Annotated in this window: 20 protein-coding genes; 7 read left to right on the top strand and 13 right to left on the bottom strand. The window is 59.4% G+C overall.

The features are described from left to right. Positions 1 to 14 precede the first annotated feature (14 nt). Positions 15 to 269 carry an energy transducer TonB gene (locus HDF10_RS07425; protein ID WP_183812067.1) on the top strand — a complete coding sequence of 85 codons (255 nt, stop codon included), beginning with the start codon at positions 15 to 17 and terminating at the stop codon, positions 267 to 269. Positions 270 to 596: 327 nt separating this feature from the next. Then, entirely contained in the window at positions 597 to 3,110 is a 2,514-nt protein-coding gene (locus HDF10_RS07420; protein ID WP_183812065.1) for an ABC transporter permease, read from the top strand. 85 nt (positions 3,111 to 3,195) lie between these two features. Here HDF10_RS07420 and msrA read toward each other — a convergent pair whose 3' ends face one another. From msrA to HDF10_RS07405, 3 genes are all read right to left on the bottom strand, one after another. Further along, positions 3,196 to 3,672, bottom strand: coding sequence for a peptide-methionine (S)-S-oxide reductase MsrA (gene msrA, locus HDF10_RS07415; protein WP_183812063.1), 477 nt, complete (start codon positions 3,670 to 3,672; stop codon positions 3,196 to 3,198). A gap of 222 nt (positions 3,673 to 3,894) precedes the next feature. After that, positions 3,895 to 4,845, bottom strand: a complete 951-nt coding sequence (locus HDF10_RS07410) for a pseudouridine synthase (protein ID WP_183812062.1) — start codon at positions 4,843 to 4,845, stop codon at positions 3,895 to 3,897. Between the two features lie 163 nt (positions 4,846 to 5,008). Beyond that, the gene (locus tag HDF10_RS07405; protein ID WP_311732708.1) at positions 5,009 to 6,142 is read right to left on the bottom strand and encodes an acyltransferase family protein; all 1,134 of its coding nucleotides are present in this window, start codon (positions 6,140 to 6,142) and stop codon (positions 5,009 to 5,011) included. 387 nt (positions 6,143 to 6,529) lie between these two features. Between HDF10_RS07405 and HDF10_RS07400 the strand changes: the two genes are divergently transcribed. After that, positions 6,530 to 7,141 carry a PEP-CTERM sorting domain-containing protein gene (locus HDF10_RS07400; protein WP_183812060.1) on the top strand — a complete coding sequence of 204 codons (612 nt, stop codon included), beginning with the start codon at positions 6,530 to 6,532 and terminating at the stop codon, positions 7,139 to 7,141. 10 nt (positions 7,142 to 7,151) lie between these two features. On the opposite strand, the gene HDF10_RS07395 is transcribed toward HDF10_RS07400, so the two are convergent. From HDF10_RS07395 to HDF10_RS07380, 4 genes are all read right to left on the bottom strand, one after another. Beyond that, entirely contained in the window at positions 7,152 to 7,745 is a 594-nt protein-coding gene (locus HDF10_RS07395) for a hypothetical protein (protein WP_183812059.1), read from the bottom strand. Positions 7,746 to 7,820: 75 nt separating this feature from the next. Next, positions 7,821 to 8,003 (bottom strand): hypothetical protein, encoded by a 183-nt coding sequence (locus HDF10_RS07390; protein ID WP_183812058.1) that lies wholly within the window; start codon positions 8,001 to 8,003, stop codon positions 7,821 to 7,823. A gap of 6 nt (positions 8,004 to 8,009) precedes the next feature. Then, on the bottom strand, positions 8,010 to 9,368 hold the full coding sequence (gene scpB, locus HDF10_RS07385; RefSeq protein ID WP_183812057.1) for an SMC-Scp complex subunit ScpB: 1,359 nt from the start codon (positions 9,366 to 9,368) through the stop codon (positions 8,010 to 8,012). A 190-nt stretch (positions 9,369 to 9,558) separates the two neighbouring features. Then, entirely contained in the window at positions 9,559 to 11,163 is a 1,605-nt protein-coding gene (locus tag HDF10_RS07380; protein ID WP_183812055.1) for an inorganic phosphate transporter, read from the bottom strand. A gap of 398 nt (positions 11,164 to 11,561) precedes the next feature. Between HDF10_RS07380 and HDF10_RS07375 the strand changes: the two genes are divergently transcribed. Next, positions 11,562 to 12,182 (top strand): PEP-CTERM sorting domain-containing protein, encoded by a 621-nt coding sequence (locus tag HDF10_RS07375; protein WP_183812053.1) that lies wholly within the window; start codon positions 11,562 to 11,564, stop codon positions 12,180 to 12,182. A 180-nt stretch (positions 12,183 to 12,362) separates the two neighbouring features. Here the strand turns inward: HDF10_RS07375 and HDF10_RS07370 are convergent, their stop codons facing one another. The 6 genes from HDF10_RS07370 to HDF10_RS07345 form a co-directional block, all read right to left on the bottom strand. Next, a complete protein-coding gene (locus tag HDF10_RS07370; protein WP_183812050.1) occupies positions 12,363 to 13,418 on the bottom strand; it encodes a segregation and condensation protein A in 1,056 nt (351 codons plus the stop codon). Positions 13,419 to 13,423: 5 nt separating this feature from the next. After that, entirely contained in the window at positions 13,424 to 14,545 is a 1,122-nt protein-coding gene (gene trpS / locus HDF10_RS07365; RefSeq protein ID WP_183812047.1) for a tryptophan--tRNA ligase, read from the bottom strand. Between the two features lie 342 nt (positions 14,546 to 14,887). Further along, complete coding sequence (locus HDF10_RS07360; protein WP_183812045.1) at positions 14,888 to 15,589, bottom strand: site-2 protease family protein; 702 nt, start codon at positions 15,587 to 15,589, stop codon at positions 14,888 to 14,890. A 138-nt stretch (positions 15,590 to 15,727) separates the two neighbouring features. After that, positions 15,728 to 16,540: an acyltransferase gene (locus HDF10_RS07355; protein ID WP_183812043.1), complete on the bottom strand. Its 813-nt coding sequence runs from the start codon at positions 16,538 to 16,540 to the stop codon at positions 15,728 to 15,730. A gap of 52 nt (positions 16,541 to 16,592) precedes the next feature. Next, positions 16,593 to 17,333 (bottom strand): SIMPL domain-containing protein, encoded by a 741-nt coding sequence (locus tag HDF10_RS07350; protein ID WP_183812040.1) that lies wholly within the window; start codon positions 17,331 to 17,333, stop codon positions 16,593 to 16,595. Continuing rightward, positions 17,330 to 17,512 carry a hypothetical protein gene (locus HDF10_RS07345; RefSeq protein ID WP_183812038.1) on the bottom strand — a complete coding sequence of 61 codons (183 nt, stop codon included), beginning with the start codon at positions 17,510 to 17,512 and terminating at the stop codon, positions 17,330 to 17,332. Before HDF10_RS07345 ends, HDF10_RS07350 begins: the two co-directional genes overlap by 4 nt. Positions 17,513 to 17,654: 142 nt before the next feature. Between HDF10_RS07345 and HDF10_RS07340 the strand changes: the two genes are divergently transcribed. From HDF10_RS07340 to moaA, 3 genes are all read left to right on the top strand, one after another. Further along, positions 17,655 to 17,927 carry a hypothetical protein gene (locus tag HDF10_RS07340; RefSeq protein ID WP_158945784.1) on the top strand — a complete coding sequence of 91 codons (273 nt, stop codon included), beginning with the start codon at positions 17,655 to 17,657 and terminating at the stop codon, positions 17,925 to 17,927. Positions 17,928 to 18,073: 146 nt separating this feature from the next. Further along, positions 18,074 to 18,382, top strand: coding sequence for a hypothetical protein (locus tag HDF10_RS07335; protein WP_260177714.1), 309 nt, complete (start codon positions 18,074 to 18,076; stop codon positions 18,380 to 18,382). Between the two features lie 387 nt (positions 18,383 to 18,769). Continuing rightward, positions 18,770 to 19,852 (top strand): GTP 3',8-cyclase MoaA, encoded by a 1,083-nt coding sequence (moaA, locus tag HDF10_RS07330; protein ID WP_183812614.1) that lies wholly within the window; start codon positions 18,770 to 18,772, stop codon positions 19,850 to 19,852. Positions 19,853 to 19,927: the final 75 nt, after the last annotated feature.

The following is a 19,927-nucleotide window of genomic DNA, read 5'->3' as shown; positions in this document are numbered from 1 at the left end:
GTGGATTGCGCTGCGTGGCATGTTCGCTGGAACCGGTCTTTATCGACGACAAGGTACAGGGCCGAATCACTGTCCACGTCGTTCTTCAGGTTGGCACCGACGGAACGGTCGAGATGGCAAATGTCGAAAAATCCCCAAGCGATGCGCTTACGCAGAAAATCCACGACCAAATGATGACTTGGCTCTTTGAACCTCCAACGAAGGAGGGCCAACCGATCCGCATCAAGACCGAGTCTGACATCGCGGTGAACGTAATTCATCCGAAATAGCCCTGCCTATGCCAATCAGTGCAGATAGGAGGTAGGCAGCTTCGAGCTTTTCGAAAACGGCGTTATAGGCAACCTGATTACCCCGGGTTTCAACTGGGCCGCCAAGGTACTAGAGTCCCTTTTGCTTCCATGGATCGCGTCCGCAAATGAACAGGCGGTTCCGGGGATGAACAGCGTTGGAGCGCGGCGGAATCAGACGCTCTTTTATTTGTAATGGGTTGAGTGTGTGCGGGATTGGCAGTTTAACTGCATTCCATTACGACTAACTGCTTAGCTGCAATCTCACCACAGGCAGCGTGTCACCCGCTCTCGGGGAAAAAGGCAAAGATGACCTCACTCTTGCAAGACCTTCGCTTTTCGCTTCGCCAGATCCGCCGGTCGCCGGGGTTTATGGTGACCGCGGTGCTGACGCTCGCGCTGGGCGTTGGCGCGAATACGGCAATCTTCTCGCTGCTGGACCAGGCGCTGTTGCGGTCGCTGCCGGTACGCTCGCCGGAGCAACTGGTGGTTTTACGCGGTACCGGGAAGGCGTGGGAGGGTCATTCGAGCAATCATGGCGGCGGGGTGGAGCAATCGTTTTCGTACCCGATGTACTGGGATCTGCGCGACAAGGGTACGGCGGTCTTCGACGGGCTGATTGCGACCGCTCCGGTCGAAGTAGGGACAACGCGGAACAAGGTCTCAGAGCTGGTGGATGGGGAGGTTGTTAGCGGGAACTACTTCAGCGTGCTCGGGGTGAAGGCCGCGCAGGGGCGACTGCTGACGGCGAGCGACGATACGGTGCCGGGAGCCAATCCGGTCGTAGTGCTGAGCTATGCCTACTGGCAGACCCATATGGGATCGGATGCGAATGTTGCAGGGGAGACGATTTCGATTAACGGTGCGCCGTTTGTCATTGCAGGGGTGGCGGCGCCGGAATTTCAGAGTGCGGTGTGGGGGCAGGTGCCGGACCTCTTCGTTCCGATGTCGATGCTGGATGTGGTGGCTCCGGGCAAGGGGAAGAGACTGCAGGACCATACCGACCGATGGATGAATATCGTCGGGCGTTTGAAGCCGGGAGAGACGCCGCAACATGCGCAGATGGCGATCGCGCCGCTATGGCATGCGCTGCGCGCGGAGGAGTTGAAGGCGCTTGGGTCGCAACCCCAGCGCTTCGTTGACGAGTACCTGACGCGTAGCCAGCTGCTGGTTGCGCCTGGTTCGCGGGGGCTGTCGTATAACCGGGACTCGCTCGAAAAGCCGCTGTACGCGGTGATGGGGATGGCGTTTCTTGTGCTCCTGATCGCCGCGGTGAATGTGGCGAGTCTGCTGCTGGTGCGCTCCGCGGCGCGAGTGCGGGAGTTCTCGCTGCGCTATGCCCTGGGTGCGAATGCGCGGCGTGTTGTGCAGCAACTCTTACTGGAAGGCTTGCTGATTGGCATCGCTGGCGGGGTGGCTGGGTTGTTGATCGCGCCTCTGTGCCTTCGTGTGCTGGTCGAGCGGCTGAGTACGGATGGCCCTTCGGCGTTTTCGACGACGCTGGATGCACGGTTGCTTGCCTTCAACTTCGCGATCGCCGTTGCGGTGAGCGTTCTGTTCAGTCTCGCGCCTGCAGTGCAGTTGCTGAGACCGGATATCGTGAACTCGCTGAAGCAGCAGACGACGACGGCGTCCGGTGGCACGCTGAACTTTAGGAGTCTGGTCGTCTCTCTGCAGGTTGGCCTCAGCGTTCTGCTGATGGTGGGCTCCGGACTGTTTGTGCGCACGATGCAGAACCTGCGTCACGTCGACACGGGGATCAACACATCGCACCTGATTACGTTTCACGTCAATCCTCTGCTGTCCGGCTATGCGAAGGAGAAGATTCCTGCGCTGCACCAACAGATTCTGGAGACGATGGCGGCGCTTCCCGGAGTGCAGGCTGTGGGCGCTACCAATGATGCAGAGCTAGCCGATACGGGGCATAGCGGAAACGTGACGGTAGAGGGCTACACTGCGCCGCCGGATGAGGACTTCCCGATTGAGATTCCTTATGTCAGTGCGAACTTCTTTCATGCGATGCAGGAGCCGGTGCTTGCCGGACGCAGCTTCGGCGAGGACGATGATGCGGCGCATCCGCTGGTAGGGATCGTGAATGAGAGCTTCGCAAAGCACTACTTCGCCACTCCCGCTGCAGCAGTGGGAAGGCGCATCGTGGGGGGCGACGGCAAGCCGGGAGAATATATGACCATCGTCGGTGTGACGCGAGACGCGAAGCACGGGAACTTGCGGGATGCCGCCGGTCCGACGCTGTTTTCTCCCATGAAGCAGGCAAAGACTGCGGACCAGCTCTATCTGTATCTCCGAACTGCGACGCCTCCGGAGCAGAGCTTCGCGATGGTGCGGCAGGCGATGAAACAGATCGACCCAGGGCTTGCGGTGGATTCGATGCGAACGATGGAGGAACAGATCGACACGACGTTGTCGAATGAACGCATGATCGAACTGCTGGCGATCTCGTTTGGCCTGCTGGCGACGATGCTCGCGGGGGTTGGTCTGTATGGCGTGCTGGCGTTCTCGACGACACAGCGCACACGGGAGATAGGCATCCGCATCGCGCTGGGGTCAACGCGTCTGGGCGTATCGCGGCTGGTGCTGGCCGATGTGTTGCGTTTGGCGGGGATCGGGATTGTGCTGGCGATTCCCTGCTCAGTGCTGCTGGGCAGGTTGCTGCGGAGTCAGCTCTTTGGAGTTTCATCTGCAGATCCGCTGACGCTGGCCGGTGTGATTTTGTTGATTGCCATAGTCGCTGTGATTGCGGCGATTGTGCCTGCGCGACGTGCGTCCTCGGTCGATCCGACGACTGCGCTGCGTGCGGAATAAGTTTCTCTGGCTCGCCAGGGATAGAAAACGGCGGCAACGAATACATGGAATCGTTGCCGCCGTTTTTGATTGAGTTGGGATGAGGTTAGATGTGGCAGCTCACCATGCCACGCTTTTCGAGATACCTCTGGTGATACTCTTCGGCCTTCCAGAAGGTGGTGGAAGGAACGACCTGGGTTGCGATGGGTTTGCGATAAGAGCCGGCGGCACTGAGCTCGGCGATCTTGGCCCGGGCCTGGGCGAACTGCTCGTTGGTGTGGGTGAAGATGACGCTGCGATATTGTGTGCCCCAGTCCGGACCCTGGCGATTAACCTGGGTGGGGTCGTGGAGGGCGAAGAAGGCGTCCAACAGTGTTTCGTAAGAGACGCGGGATGGATCGAAGGTGACTCCGACAACCTCCGCATGGCCGGTGCGGTCGGTACAGACTTCTTTATAGGTTGGGTGTTCGAGATCGCCGCCTTCGTATCCTACGGCTGTATCGATAACACCTGTGATCTCGCCAAATCGGGCTTCAACTCCCCAAAAACATCCTGCTCCAAATGTTGCTTTTTCCTTTGCCACTCTGCTGCTCCTTGACTACATCCGTGCTGCCCTTATTGGATGCTTCCGGGTTGCGATTGTCATCACCCGAAAGGTTAATAGCGCGAGTATTCTGAGCGTGTCGAGAGAGGTGTGTCAAGCGATCAAAGGTGTTAGAAAAACAGGGGTACTAACCAGGTACTTCGTTAGACAAACGTTCTCTGAATGTGGTTACGAAGTGGTGAACGTCGTGTGGACGACAGACTAATTTGGACGGCGCGGACGGCTTGCGGATTTGGTACCGGTGGGTTGTCGACGCGCCTTTGTAAACTTTTTCTTCGCGGGAGATTTTAGCTGTGCAAACTCCGGCGTCTTCTTTTTTGGTACGACCTTCTTGCCCTTCGCCGCGCGGTCGAGTGCCATCACTTCGCCGAGCGTGAGCTCGCGGTACTCGCCTGGCGGAACGTCGAGGCGAAGTGCACCATAACCGATGCGCCGGATCTTTTCGACGTGGTGGCCGATCTCTTCGAACATCTTTCTGATCTGACGATTGCGGCCTTCAATGAGGGTGAGCTCGTACCAGGGGTTGTCGCCGCCGCGAACGAGTTCGACTTTGGCGGGCGAGGTGATGATGCGGTCGCGGCGGCCGCTGCGGACCTCGTCCAGACGGCCGCGGTCGATCATAATGCCGCGACGGATCTGGTCGAGGCCTGAGGCAGGCGGGGTTCCGCTGATTTTGACGAGGTAGGTTTTTTCCACACCGGCTGCGGCCTTCGAGAGCGCATTGGCGAGGTTGCCGTCGTTAGTCATCAGGATGAGGCCTTCGCTGAGATAGTCGAGGCGGCCTACGGGATAGAGGCGCACCTGGTCTCCGTGAGGGCCGTGCTTCTGGGTCATCAGCTGCATAACGGTGGGGCGCTTCTCAGGGTCTTCGAGGGTTGTGACGTAGCCGCGCGGCTTGTTGAGCATGTAGTAGCGCTGCTGCTCGGGGCCGTGCAGGAGCTTGCCGTCTACGCGGATGTGATCTTTGAGTGCGTCGTGGCGGGTGCCGAGGGTGTTGACGATGACGCCGTTGACCTGCACGCGGCCTTCGAGGATGATCTCCTCGGCTTTGCGACGGCTGGCGATTCCGGCCTGCGCGAGGATCTTCTGGAGGCGGTCGCCTTTGGGTTCTTCGTTGGCGTCGGGCTTTGGGGCGGAGGGGGACTTCGTCATGTGTTTCCGGCTTTCTGACTGCGGGGCTGCTCATCGCGGTCGGGGTGGTGCGGAGGATGCGATCGACAGAGACTGTCAATCCTTGTTTGTATTCTCCCTGTTTTGTATTATCGCTTGTTTTTGGATTGGGCGAAGATTCAAGTGTGCGAGAGACATGCGTCGATCAGGAGTGGGTCGCCAAGTCGGCGGATCTGGTCGCTGGTCTGATGTAACTGAAGCGTGACTTCAGCCGGAGCCAATGACGCTCGTAAAGCTGATAGCTGAGAACCGATACGATTGTGGTCAAACCAAGCACAACGAGAACGTAGACGATGCCGCCCCATGTCCTTGAATGGAGCAGCCGCTGCAAGGGCGGAAGCAAAGTGCCGACCAGAGGAAAGAAAAGCAGGTGATAGATATACATTCCGTAGCTGTACTTTCCGAAGAAACGAAGAACTCCGAGGCTGCCCAGGCGGGAGAAGAATGTCCCGGGCTGCAAGGTTCGAAGAAGAATGCAGGAGAACAAAACAGCGAGCAGAGGGTAGACCAGGATGGTCAACACCGGGCTGTGATATCCGAACCCGTCGTAGTGAATGGCGAGGGATGCGATTCCAAGCAACGATACGAGAAAGAGAATGCGGGATCGCCGGATGAGCGTCGTGAGATCTACGCTCCGGATAAGCGCTGCCACGATGGCCCCACCCAGCAGGCCATCGCAGTGGGTGGGCAGCTCGCCGTAGCACCACTCATAGACCGCGCCAGGAAATCGCCACAGCAGAAAGCATCGCAGCAGGAGGGAGAACGAGATCGTGCCCACGCAGACGCGAATCAGGCTGCGGCGGTCCCGCACCCAGAGCACGACCATGGGCCAGATGAGATAGAACTGCTCTTCGACGGCCAGCGACCAGAGATGCACCAGATCGACGGCGGGCCGCAGATCGTTCAGAGAAGGATCTATGTGACCGGCGATGTTGCTCGCATAGAAGAACAACGCCAGATGCCCCAGCCTCCACTGCAGATGCAGGAACGGCGTCAACGCAAGCAACAGGAAGAGAACGCCGTAGAAGAGAGGAAAGATTCGCAGGGCACGGCGCGCATAGAAGTTGCGGAAGTAGTTCTGGCTGTCGCGGGTGTCGAGGAGGATGCCGGTGATCAGGAAGCCGGAGAGGACAAAGAAGAGGTCGACGCCTGACCATAGGCCCGTGGTGACCAGCATGAAGTAGTCGACCCAGTGCGCCGCCGTGTGAGCGGTCATGCCGTAGTGAAAGCAAAAGACCATGAGGAAGGCGCACCCTCGCAGGCCATCGAGACTGTTGATGTGCTGGCGAGAGGGCTGGGCCTTGAACGAAGTAGACAGGGGAGGGTCCTGGTAAGTTGATTGACTCTATAAAACTATAGCTGACGCACTACTCGGCACGTCATGAGCTGCGTGGACGGGCTTTTCCTCGGTGGCGTAGATCCAGCCCGTCGGGTTTCGGTGGCACAGAAACGATGTAGTTGGCGCAGTGCGAGTTAGCGTGTGTTCTTTCGATTTTTCCTGGCTTACAATTGGTCGCAAGTTTGATTGGTCGCGTCTCACTATTTCAAGGTTGAGATTTCGAAGTTGCGATTGCAAAGTCTGAGACTTCAAAAAATATCCGGGCACTCGTTCTTACTTTGCGACACTTTGTCCTGGCGTCTGGTTCGCGTCTGAAAAGGAGAAGACATGACGAGAGCTTTTCGCATCCTCGCTGTTCTGTCCGTGCTGTTGCTCGCCAGCCAAATCGGTTCCCCAGAGACGATCACCTTCGCCGGGCTGGCAAACCCGTTGCAAGCGGACGTGATCGATTCCGCTGGTCCACTGAATTTTTATGAGTTTTACGTCTATGGCCTGACGGACCAGAACGGCATGATCATTCCTGGAACCGAATACATCTATGGCGGCGACTATCCCTTTGAGCCAGCACCCTATCCCTACCCACTTCCCTACTCGTTCACTACTCCTGAGTTTTATTCCACGTCCGGCGCTGCGTTTACGCTGAACAGCATGGAGATCGAACTCGATCCCAGCGTTGAGTTTTATGGATACAGAAAAGGCGTCCTGGTGGACGAGGGGAACACTGCAGGAGCTACAGATCCCATAACCGGACAGCTGATCCTGAACTGGTCCAATATCGATGCGGTCGTCTTTCCTGACGTGGTGGGAGAGGACGTCGCGCTGGACATCAACAGCATCACGATCAACGAGGCCGTGGTTCCTGAGCCAGCCAGCCTTGTTCTGCTGGGCTCAGGGGTTGCAGGACTGCTGGCAGTGGCGCGTCGACGGCTGCGGGCTTGAGTGTTGTCGGCTACTCTGTGGCGTAGAGACGGATGATGTACGAGATCTGATAGAGGATCGACAAGGCAAGTAGCGTGAGCTGCGTGCGGCGATTTTTTGTGATCATCGCGATGACGCAGAGGACGAGGTAGACGGCGATTCGAATGGGGTACTCGAGGCCGAAGGAGTGGAGATATGCTGTGCCCTTGAGGCTGGTGTCGATGATGTCGGCCAGGAAGGTGACGGCGAGAAAGCCGAAGAACCATTCGCGTCGTGAGAGGAAGTAGTCTTCGTAGCCGGTGTAGTCGTTCAGGTCCGACGGAAAGAGCAGGGTGCTGAGAAAGTAGAAGAGGATCGCGTAAAGGATAACGAAGAAGTAGATCGCGAAGGTCCACTGCTGCACCATGGCAAGACGAAACTCCCACCACCAGAAATGAATGATCCAGAGCAGAAGCGATGCGGCCCAGCCGAGATGCAGGAGAGAGGCTTTGGCGCGCTTGGGATGCTGGACAAACTGCGCGAAGCCTTTGAGCAGAGTTGTGATCCCGAGGCCGACGATGATCGAGATGACAACTTTGACGTGCGAGTAGAGGTCGGGATTCGGTTGCGCGGGTATCGTGGTCATCAGGGCGATCAACAGCAACAGCGTACCAGAGGCTTCGTGTCCGGCGATGTAGGGCTCGGCTGTTTTCTTCGCTGGTTAGCGATTGCTGGTGTCGATGGACCGGATGCGCTGCATACCGGCGGGGGCTGGCTTGAGGGGAGCGTCGGGCAGGTCTTCGGCGTCACCCTCGGGTGTGGCCAGGGTGTCCGGTTCGTTATCTTCCGGGCTGTCGGGTGAGTCGCGCGGATCGGGTTCGGGGTCCAGATTGGCAGGGGTCATAGGTCATCAGCCCTCCTCGGAGTCGTGGCGCTGCTCGCTTTGAATCTCGGCGTCGAGGGCGGGAGAGTCTTCGCCGTCGACGACCTGATCGGTGTCATAGTTCGGCGGCAGACCGGAGAGTCGTCCGTCGACGACGGCTTCGTCGGCGATTGTCTCGCCGATGGTTTCGCTGTCGATGCTGTCATTGCTTCCGCTGCTGTCGCCGTCGGCCTGGGGTTCGGTCTGATTCTTCTCCCGTTCGAGGTCGCCTGCGGACTCGGGTGCGTGGTGCTCCATGGGGATCTCCTCCTGCTCGGCCAACTCGCCGGCCATCTTCTCAAACTCTTCGATGCTGGGAAGCTCGTTGATGTCTTTGAGACCGAAGCGGAGGAGGAAGTCGCGCGTGGTCTTGTAGAGGATGGGGCGACCAATGACCTGCTTGCGGCCGGCGGTGGCGACGAGCTTGCGGGTCATCAGGGAGCCGAGGACGCCGCCGGAGTCGACGCCGCGGATCTCGGAGACCTCGGGGGCGGTGACGGGCTGCTTGTAGGCGACGACGGCGAGGGTTTCAAGGGCCTGGAGGGAGAGCTTCAGGGGTGGCTTGAGGCTCTTAACGAAGCCGCGGACGGCGTCGTGGTACTCGGGCTTGGTGGCGAGGCGGTAGCCGCCGGCGACCTCGCGGATCTCGAGGCCGCGCTCGGAGGTGGCGTAGTCGGCGATGAGCTGCTCGAGGATGGTTCGGAAGTATTCGCGGAGGCGGCGCTCCTTCTCCCGGGCTTCGCGGGCAAGCTTCCTCTCGTCCTTATCCGCAGGCGCGGGTTCGGCAGGGGAGTCGCTTCCCGGCTCGGTTGCGGCGGATGCTTCAGATACGTGCGAGGCCTCGTGCTCTGCGGCTGACTCGGCGAGGTCCCCGGACCTGGCAGGAGCTTCGAGGTCGGCTTTGGGGTCGGCTGCGTCGTCGGCCTCGAGGTCGTCAGCCGTGCTCATGGCGGCGGCATCGGCTGCGGCGTGCTCGCGAAGGGCGCGGGCATGGGCTGCTTCCTGCAGGGCAGCCTCGTGCAGATGGCGGTGGAGCTCTTCTGCGTGACGTGCATTGAGCTCGTCGTCCTGCGGCTGCGCTTCGGCGTGAGACTCTGCTTGAGCGTGAGGCTCGGCCTGGTTTGAGGCGGGGCCGGTGAGAACCTCATCGTTGAGATCGTCTTCGTCCAGGGAGCGCTGCTCCAGCGAGGAGCCGGCTGCGTCGTCGAGCGCCAGGGAGTGCTGAGCGGAGTCGAGGTGGTCCAGCTCGGCCTGGGCTTCATGGCCGAGGAGGCCGGCGAGCTGGGCCAGTGTTACTGGTTCTTCTGAGGCGTAGATGACGGCTTCGATCTTTGCTTTAAGGCTCATAGTCTCGTTGGTGTACTTCTAAGCATACCAACGCGAAGGCTCCTCCTCCCTGCGACGCGGATAAGTCGTTGTAAAAGACCGCGTGGCCGGAGTTGGAGGCGTATCGAGGCAGCTGCGAGCGGGTTCGAGCGGCCAGCAAAAGAGAAGGCCCGCTGCTTCGCGGACCTCTCTGTGCTGCGCTTGTGATGAGTTATTTCGTAAGCGTATTGAAGACCCAGAAGAGGCAGCCCGAGAGCAGCGCCGCGACCGGGAGCGTGAAGACCCAGGCCAGGGCGATGTCGCGCAGGGTGGACATCTGGAGGCCGCTCTTGTTCGCAGCCATGGTACCGGCGACACCTGAGGAGAGCACGTGCGTTGTGCTTACCGGCAGGCCGTACTGGTCGGCGGCAAGAATGGTGAGCATGGCGACGAGTTCGGCGGAGAGACCCTGCGCGTAGGTCAGGTGAGTCTTGCCGATCTTTTCGCCGACGGTAACCACGATGCGCTTCCAGCCGATCATGGTTCCGAGACCGAGCGCCAAAGCGACCGCGACCTTCACCCACGGCGGAATGAACTTGGTCGAGTTGTCCAGCAGGCCCTTGTAGTTCTTGAAGATCTTCTGGTCGCCGTCGCTCACCTTGGGGCCGTACTTCGGCATCAGGCGCAGCGTCTCGCTGGTGAGATACATCTGGTTGCGAACGTTGGCCTGCATGTTTGACGGCACCGCGCCGAGAGACTTGTACTGGGTGGCCTCGTTGCGGATATCGCCGACCATCTCCTGTAGGGCAAGCATGGTGTGCGGGCTGAATTTGTGGCTGCTGACGAAGGCCTCGAGTTCGGGACCGCTATCGGCCACCGTGGTGTTCGGATCAACATAGTTGCCGATCGCTCCGATCACCTGCTGCGAGACCGCGGTAAAGGTCTGGACCTGGCTCGCGCCTACGGTGTGGTTCAGCGCATAGGCCGTCGGAACCGTTCCTACCAGGATGAGCATGATGAGGCCCATGCCCTTCTGGCCGTCGTTGGAGCCGTGGGCGAAGCTGACGCCGGTGCAGGTGAGCACCAGCAGCGCGCGGATGTAGAACGGCGGGGGCTCTGTTCCCTTTGGTGCCTCGTAGAGGCGCGGATCCTTCAAAAGCGCCTTCAGCAGCAGGAAGACCAGAGCCGCGCAGCCGAAGCCGACCAGCGGGGAGATGAGCAGCGCCTTGAAGACCTTGGTGACCTGTTCCCAGTCAACGCCGCTGACGCCACTTGTGCCGTGCATCAGCTGGTTTGCAACACCGACCCCGATGATCGAGCCGATCATGGTGTGAGAGCTCGACGCCGGGAGACCCTTCCACCAGGTGGCAAGGTTCCAGAGGATCGCCGCGATGAGCAGAGCGAAGACCATCGCAAAACCCGAACCTTTGCTCACCTTAAGGATCAGCTCGACGGGCAGCAGAGAGATGATCGCGAAGGCCACGGCGCCGGAGCTGGTGAGCACGCCGATGAAGTTCCAGAGGCCGGACCAGACCACTGCGACGTGGGGCTCAAGCGCGTGGGTATAGATGACGGTCGCGACCGCGTTGGCAGTGTCGTGGAAGCCGTTGACGAACTCGAACCCGAGCGCGATGAACAGCGCCAGACCCAGCAGGATAAAGGGGAAGACTGAGCTCTCATGGACGGGGAGAAGATCGGTGTAGAGACGGTTGGCGATGTAGCCCAGACCGCCCAGCAGCAGGATGCCGAAGATAATGCCGCCGATCTTGCCGGGGGACGACTTTCCCATCTTCTGGTCTAGTAATGAGCCAGTGGGGGGGATTACAGGAGTAGCCATAGATAGATTCGCCTAGGATTCAAGATGAGTGCGTGTGGTGACGATAGGCCCGCTATGCGAATGGAGTGTTACAGAGACGTGAAACATAAGTTCTTTTGACCACGCAAAACCAGTGGGACCCGTAAAGTCACGCGGGTGGGGGATCAGCGGATTACCGATTATTTGCAATAGTTTGCAGCGCGGGGCCGGCTTGGCGAGCGTCACACCCCCGGACGGCAGATCATAGCTCCCCGGACGGCAGGCCATCACAGCCGAGGGTGTAACGTAATCCTTGCGATCTGCACTATTCCCTCCAAACGGCAGTAGACCTGCTTTTAGCAGAGCGTGGAGCTACAACTATCGTTCGTCGCAGCATCTAAAGATTGACACTATAATTTAGCTTTTCGAGGGTCTTCACCATGAAACGTCCTGCACACTGGCTTAGTGCCTCGGTCGCTCTCCTCGCCGCCACTCTTTTTGTCTGTCCCAAACCGGCAGCCGCGAATACGTACAATATCTTTGATCTGGGCACTGCCAATGGCCGAACCCTCGATGGTCTGGACGCCGCCGGGAATGTCGTGATCTCCCAGACCTACGGCTGCGGAGTAGCCAGCTTTACCTGTTACGTGACCTATGTCGATGGCGTGGCAGGGACCCCCACCTCGTCCGCTCCTGATCTTGTCTATGACGACGGAACTCCGTGCAGCTCGACCCCGGCGGGCTACAACGCGCTGAAGCAGGTATGCAATCAGGGCGTGGTTGGACTGGGTTCGGTATACAACCCGAATGGCGACAAAAACGGTATCTACATTGGGTCGGGCGACAACCTCCAGTTTCTCCGTAATGGTTCGGCCGACCAGATATTTCTCAACTCTGTGGGGACCCTCGCCTGGACCGATGGGACGGGTGAGGAGATCTTCGAAGCGGTTGATCCCCCAGGTCCTGCGGTTTCGCCGATTCCCGAACCCGGAAGCCTGTTGCTGGTAGGGACAGGTCTGCTGTGGTTCACCGCTGCTGTTCGCCGCCGGGCGAATCGCTAGGCGTGAAATGCGCCCTGCGCGGGCGGCGGTCACTTCCTGACACGTATACCCCTTCGGTTGGCGCTCCCGTTGGTCGCGAGCTGAAATTCGTGCCGACCAACGGGAGGACCGGGCGAAGCCGGTATACACGTCACGAAGTGACCGCCCTCCGCGCAGGAGGCCCGTCCGGCAGGACTGTTTTTACCGCCAGTCGTCGCGGGCCTGAGCCTGATCGGTGAAGACCTGGTCGAAGTTCTCCGTCTTCTTGATGAGAATGTCGCCTTGCGCATCCGGCTGATGGAGCAGCACTGCCTGCAAACGCACCAGCTCTAACATCGCCAGGAACATGCAAATCAAAGCACGCTCAGTGTGGGTGTTGTGGAGAAGGCGCTTCAGGCTGATCGGCTTGTCTTCCATCAACAGACGGCGTTTGACGTAGTCGATCATCTGCGCAACCGTGACCGACTCCTCATCGACGTTGAGGATGGGGCGCTCGCGTAGACGGAGGAGGATGTCCTGAAAGACGCGGACCAGATCGACCGTGTCGGCGTCGATCTCGCGGTCTTCGTCGAGCGTGGGAGCGCCAGCCTCTCCAATGTCGCGACGGAAGTTCCTGAGGCCGGAGTTCGTCCAGGTGGCCTCTTCGATCTGCTGCTTCTGTAGGAGCATCTGGGCCGCGGCTTTGAAGCGCTCATGCTCAAGGAGACGCTCGACCAGTTCGCGGCGCGGGTCCTCCGGATCTCCGCTGAGCACGTCCGAGGGATCGCGGGGGAGCAGCGTCTTCGACTTGATGTGAATCAGCAGCGAGGCCATGTAGATGAACTCGCCTGCGGAGTCGACGTCGACCTGCTTGAGGTGATGGGTGTACTCGAGGAACTGGCTGGTGATGCGCGCGATGGGAATGTCGTAGATGTCGATGTTCTGCTTGCGAATTAGGTCGAGGAGGAGATCGAGCGGACCGTCGTAGACCTGGCCGACGGTGACGGAGAAGGGCGACTGCGAGGCCTCCTCTTTTTCCTTGTCTTTCTCCCTGGCGACGCGCTTGGGATCGGGCGCCGGGGGCGGCACGGGCGGATGCTGGAGGGCGAAGGGCTCTGCAGTCTCGAAGGCGGCAGGGGCTATCTCCTCGGACGAGACTTCGGCTGACGAAGCGGCGGCGGCTTCGCCCTCCAGAGCGGGCACTGCCCTCTCTTCGGGGTTGGCCTCGTCACTGACCGCGTCGGGGTTTGATTCGGGGGGTAGGATCTCGTCGGGCATGGCGGTTACTCGAGGCCGATAGCCTGCCGGACATGCTGCAGGGTCTGGATGGCGCGTTGGCGGGCGCGGGCGGAGCCGTCCCATAAGATGGCGTCGACCTGGCCGGGGTCGGCTTCGAGGGCGCGTCGACGCTCCTGGATCGGGGCGATCTCGCGGACGATCGCATCGGCGACCCAGCCTTTGCACTCGATGCAGCCGATGCCTGCTGTCGTGCAGCCTTCGCGGACCTTCTGCTGTGTCTCCTCGGTCGAGAAGACTTTGTGCAGATCGAAGACGGGACAGATGTCGGGATTGCCGGGGTCGGTGCGGCGGATGCGCGCCGGGTCGGTGACCATGGTCTTCAGCTTGGCGCGGAGGTCGGCCTCGGGCTCGGAGAGCATGATGGTGTTGCCATAGCTCTTCGACATCTTGCGGCCATCGAGGCCGGGGAGCTTGGGCGAGGGCGTGAGCAAAACCTTTGGTTCGGGCAGGATGCCGTTTACGACGTTATTGGCAGCGATCTCTGCGGCGAGAATCTCCTTGTCGGAGTGGTCTTCGCGAGCCTTCTCGATAGCGGGAGTTGGCTGCGAGCAGTAAAGCGCGTTGAAGCGGCGGGCAACCTCGCGGGTCAGCTCGACGTGCGCGACCTGATCCTGTCCGACGGGGACGAAGTCGGGCTGGTAGAGGAGGATGTCAGCGGCCTGGAGCAGAGGATAACCGAGGAAGCCGTAGGTGTTCAGGTCCTTCTCACGGAGCTGCTCCTGCTGATCCTTGTAGGTGGGGACGCGCTCCAGCCACGGCAGCGGCGTGAACATGCTGAAGAGCGTGAAGAGCTCGGCGTGCTGGGGAACATGGGACTGGATGAAGATGGTGCTCTGCTCCGGGTCAAGACCGGCGGACAGAAAGTCCAGGGCCACGTCGCGGATGCTCTGACGGAGCGTGGTGGGGTCGGCGTAGTCGGTGGTGAGAGCGTGAAGGTCGGCGATGAAGAAGTAGCAGTCGTACTGGCGCTGGAGCTGGACCCAGTTGTAGAGCGCGCCCATGTAGTTGCCGAGGTGGAGACGGCCGGTGGGCCGCATGCCGCTAAGGACGCGTGGACGTGACGATGTCTGGGAAGATGTCAGGGAGTCGTTGTTTTTTTCAGTCATTGCGGTCAAGAGCTAAGGGTAAATGATTCGGGCCGACAATGGCGGCAGCGTCCTCTTGTCAGGGGCAACCCATCCGGCAAAAAGCAGGGCAGATTCGGCAAAACGCAGGCAGAGGAAAAATAAACGCAGGCAACGAAAAAATAGTTGAGATTCGTGGCGTATTTTTCAGCGTCGGAAAAACGACAGTCAAAGCACCACGTTTACCACGCACTCCACCACGATCACACCAGCAAAAAACCACGCCCAAACACCCACTTTTTCCAAAACACCCCTCAAAAACTCCCGAAAATCAATGGAAAACCCTCCGGCCACCATCTCCAATTTTTTTTTGCTAACTCTGCTCTACAAGGTGAACAGAATGTGGTTGAAGGTGTTCAGCAGCGGAGTGAAGAAGACGCTGAAGATGAAGCTCCCACCCACCAGAAATAGCAGGATCATGCCGAACATGCCGAAGCGGTCATAGACCTGAAGTGCCCTGTAAGGCAGGAAGTGCCGTAGAACGTGGCTGCCATCGAGCGGCGGGATCGGGATGAGGTTGAAGACAAAGAGCAGCAGGTTGATCAGGATGACAAAGTAGAGAAAGAGCGCGATGGGAAAGAGCGCCGGCAGATTGTCGGTGGCGATGCCGGGTATGTGCGAAGCCAGCGCCATTGCAGTGCCGATCGCGACGACTCCGCCGGGAACAACGTGTTTGATGAGCACAAGAAGGATGAGCGCGACGGTAGCCGAGAGCAGATTACTGAGTGGACCAGCGAGCGTGACGAGGATGTCGTCGCGCCTGTAGTTCTTGAAGTTGCGCGCGGTCACCGGCGTCGGCTTGGCCCAGCCGATGAGCGGCCAGTGATAGACCAGAGCCAGCAGCGGCATGAGGACAGAGCCGAAGGGGTCGAGGTGCTTGAGGGGGTTGAGCGTGACGCGTCCGAGCATCTTGGCGGTGGGGTCGCCGAGACGCCAGGCAGTCCAGGCGTGGGCCGACTCGTGGATGCTGAACGCCAGGACGAGAACGACGACCTGAAAGACGATGAGGACAACTTCCTGATTCATACAGGCTCAAGTTTACTGAAGTTCGCGTGAGGAGACCGTAAAGATGCTGTCGCGTTCAAGCCGTCCTCTCTCGCAAAAAGACTGCGAGAGAGGACGGCAAGTGCTTCGTAGTTATGAATCTGCAGGTTGCCGCTGCGACTAGAGCGTCTCTGCGGCGAGGACGGTGGCCTGCTTGCGGATCTTTGCTTTGGCTGGGATGCCGACTGAGACGGTCTCCTGGGGGACGGGTTTGGTGGCCAGGGCCATGGCTCCGAGCATGCCGTCTTCGCCGATGTTGGCTCCGGCGAGGACGGTGGCGTGATAGGTGACGCGGGCGCGGGGGCCGAGCTCGGTCGTCTTGTTGGTGATGTTCGATTGATTGTTGATGTCGTGGGTGTGCGAGTAGACGTTGGCGTAGTCGGAGACGCTGGTGCCCTCGTGCAGGATGATCGCGCCGCGGTCGTCGAGCAGGACGTTCTTGTGGATGGTGCAGGAGTCTTCGATGGTGAGGTTGTAGCCGTAGGTGAACTCGACGTTGTGGAAGATTTTGACGTGCTTGCCGAGATGGCGGAAGATATGGCGGCCCAGCATGCAGCGGAAGCGGAAGCCCAGCCAGTGGTTCAGGCCGAGGGGGGAGCGGTCGAACATCTGCCAGAACCAGATGAGCGGCTTGCGGATGGCGTATTGCTCGGCGTCGATGTCGCCGTAGTACTCGGGTTCGAGGGTGATGTTGCGCGGATCGAAGCTCTCGGAGAGACAGTACATGGCGAGTTCGCTATTGAGAACCGCCTTGATGTGTCCGCCGTGGGGGCGGCCGAAGTAGATCTGGTAGAGCTCGTCGCGAACGACCTCGGAGCGGCGGTCAGGCGATTGCTGGCGGGTGAACTCGTCGTTGAGCTTGGCGAGCCAGCGACGGTACAGGGCCTCAGCTTCGGGAGTGGGTTTGAGTTCGCGGTAGGTATGGATTGGCATGGTTCCCTCGCTGTCTTTCGTCCGGTGGAGGACTGGCGAATCTTTGGTTCGCCTATTCTATGGCGAAGACGGCATAGACGGTGGCGGTTTTTTCTATCTGGCGTGGGTTGATGGCGAAAGGAGCGGCGGCGGCATCGACAATCATCGCTCCTTTCATCTTCTGCATGAGCGGACGAGGCGGTTCGGCCTGGGTTTCGTTGCTGGCGTAGAGGAGAGCTCCGAGGCTGGCGTTGAGGCCTTTGGCCATGTCGGCGGCGACAACACGCGCTCGCTGGAGCGCTTTGGCTGCGGCTTCGGACTGGGGCGCATTTTCGTCCTTGAGGCTCCAGTCGATCTGTCCGGATTGGTTGGCCCCGGCTTTGACGGCGAGATCGAGGACTTTGGCTGCGTCGTTTGCGTTGGTCCGGACGGTCCAGCTCTGCGTGACCTGGAACTTGCGCTGGGCCTTCTCGGCTGGCGTGAGCTTGTCGATCTGATACTCCTGCACCGGAGAGACGTTTTGATTTTCGCTCTCGATGGAGTCGTTGGGGACGCCTGCGGCGGTGAGGGCTTTGACGATGGCGTTCGAGGTGCGGGACCCGGCGGCGTAGGCAGAGTCGCTGTCCGGGCCGTAGGCGATGAAGCCGATGTGGAGGGTCGCGACATCGGCGAGAACGAGGACCTTGTCGGTGGCGGTGATGGCGATAGTGCGATTTTCCTTGTTGACCTGAATGGTCTGGGCGGAGACAGTTGCGGCCGTTGTGGCCAGGAGGGCGGCGGAGAGGGCGAAGGAGGCAAGGCGGAGGATGGTCATTGATCTTCTCCTGTGGAGTTGAGCAGGTCGGCCAGGGTGGGTTTGTGTTTGGGACTGGCGGCCAGCTTTTGTTTGGGGTCGGGAAGGACGCGCTCTGGGGGTGGAGTGCCGACGCGCTCGCGGGCGTTGGCCTTGACGGCCTTGATCTTGGAGAAGACTTGCTTTTTGGGCTTCCTCATCCGTCTTCCTTCCTCGAGTTGGTTCCGGGCTCGGGAGCCCCTCGTGATTATGCATGACTCTTGCTTGTGAGGGGGCATCTAAGGCAGGATTGCAGAAGAGATTCGACCTCAGGTTGGGGTCGAGGATCGGATGAGGTGCTGGATGGAAGAGCGGGACTTTTTTGATGAGCGGGCGGAGCAGCGAACTCATGTGATGACTTGTCCCCACTGCGGGCAACAGGGGGAATACCAGATTGAATGGGTGGTGCGAAGGAAGAAGGCGCAGCTTCCGAGGGGTGCCGATGATCGCGACCGGGCGCGTTTTGCCAAAGCGCAGAGTTATATGGTTCGCCGCGATGATCCGATGGGGTGCAAGAACATCCGGTGCCGCAAGCGGTTCGACGTGGTGGGGATACAGTCGGTTGCATTTATTTAGCCGATCTCGGGCGTTGCGTAAGTGCTGATTTGGGCTACCGGCAAAGACTTTTTACGTCGGCTCGGTCGATCCGGGCAGGCTGTGATTTAATACAAACTTATACCGATGCTGGCCTTTGCCTGGCTCGGGCCGTAATTTGAACAGGAATGACCAGGGAGACCAAGAACGCGATGGCGAATGCACTGCTTCCAATCGAAGAACGCAACTTGACGCCGGATGAGGTGGAACGACTGGATAAACGCCGTCGTCGCGGCCAACTCTTCCTGGTGCTCAGCTTTCAGGGCCTGATCGTGGCTACCCTGCTGACGTTGTGGAGCGGACAGGATCTGACTTTGTCGCCAGGTTGGGCGCATCCGGTCGTTTACTGGAACGCGATCACCTTTACCGCGGCGCTGGTCTTCGCCATCGTTGGGGTTCGATTGAAGCGCGGCAGCAACGAGTTTCTGAGCTACTGAAACTAACCGGACGCGCCAACTCTTAATGTTTCTTTATATGACTTAAGAGTTGGGCGTTTTAGAAATGCTGTTGCCAATCGCTGCGATGCTGATATTCTTCGCGTTAGAGTTTGGGAGACGCTGATATTGGCTGCAACGGCGTTTTCTACTTAGAGTATCCCGGTTGTTGAGACGGTGCTGCGGCAGCAGCCGCACTCCGGGAAGGCACACACGTATCGCAACAAAGCATGAAATTTAGAAACGGCTACACGATTGCGAGCGGTTTAGCGTAATCGTCTGATCCACTGATTTTGCAGAGATTTTCGGCCCATGTTGCTTCGCAACTTGAGCCATTGCATCTAAAGTTTGTATAGGAACCAGGTAGTTGGCATCCGGGTACGTCTCTTGATGATTGGCGATGGAAATACCGCGATTCTGGAGTTGGAAAAGCAGGCGTTTCAGTCTCCGGGACGGCTGCGAGACAAGTTAGGCAGGTCCATCACTGATCTGCGTGTCTCGGTGACTGACCGCTGCAACTACAAGTGCGTCTATTGCCGGACTGGGAACGAAGGAGCGCAGTTCACCGAACTCTCAATTGAAGACTACCTGCGGATGGTGCGGGTCTTCGTCTCACTAGGAGTGGAGAAGATAAGGCTGACCGGAGGAGAACCTCTGCTGCGGTCGAGCCTGGTGGAGATGGTTCGCGAGCTGGCCGGGATGCGGACGGCATTTCTGCCGGATGGAAGCGTGACCGGTGATCTCGGCAATCCTTTGGATATCGCCCTGACCACGAACGGGCATCTGCTGGAGGGACTGGCCCAGCCGCTGAAGGATGCGGGGCTGAATCGTGTCACGGTCAGCATGGATGCGGTGGATCCGGAGACCTTCAGCGCGATCACACGCGTTCCGCGGAGCTACGAAAAGGTGCTGGCGGGAGTGCGAAAGGCTCAATCGGTGGGGCTGGGCCCGGTGAAGGTGAATTGCGTGCTGCTGCGCGGGTTCAACGATGGACAGATCGAGCAGTTCGCGGAGTTCTCGCGGCGTGAGGGAGTGATCGTTCGGTTCATCGAGTGGATGCCTCTGGAGGAAGACCGAAGCTGGAAGAGGGAGTCTGTCGTCTCGATGGACGAGATTATGAAGCGGTTGAATGCGTTCCGTCCACTGGTGGAGTTGGCTCCGCATGCGGCTAGCGAAACGGCGAAGCGGTTCACCTTTGAGGATGGCCGGGGGGAGATAGGCATAATTGCGCCGGTGTCGCGCCCCTTCTGCGGGCATTGCAGCCGCGTGAGACTGACCTCGGATGGGAAGATACGGACTTGTCTGTTTTCGCAGAGCGACCACGACCTGTATGGCGAGATGGTGCGTGGCGGAACGGATGAGGAGTTGGCTGCGTACATTCGCAAGATCGTAATGCGGAAGGAAGCACGTCATCACATCGGCGAGCCGGGTTTTGAAAAGCCATCGCGCAGTATGGTTCATATCGGCGGATGAGCAGCGCATTCGTTGTGTCGTCTCTGTCGAGGACTTGTTGAATTATTGCGGGAGCTATGAGAGGCTGATATGTGA

This window comes from Tunturiibacter empetritectus, from assembly GCF_014201375.1.
GTDB lineage: Bacteria > Acidobacteriota > Terriglobia > Terriglobales > Acidobacteriaceae > Edaphobacter > Edaphobacter lichenicola_D.
The sequence above is the reverse complement of the archived record's forward strand: the minus strand, read 5'-3'. Positions and strand labels throughout refer to the sequence as shown.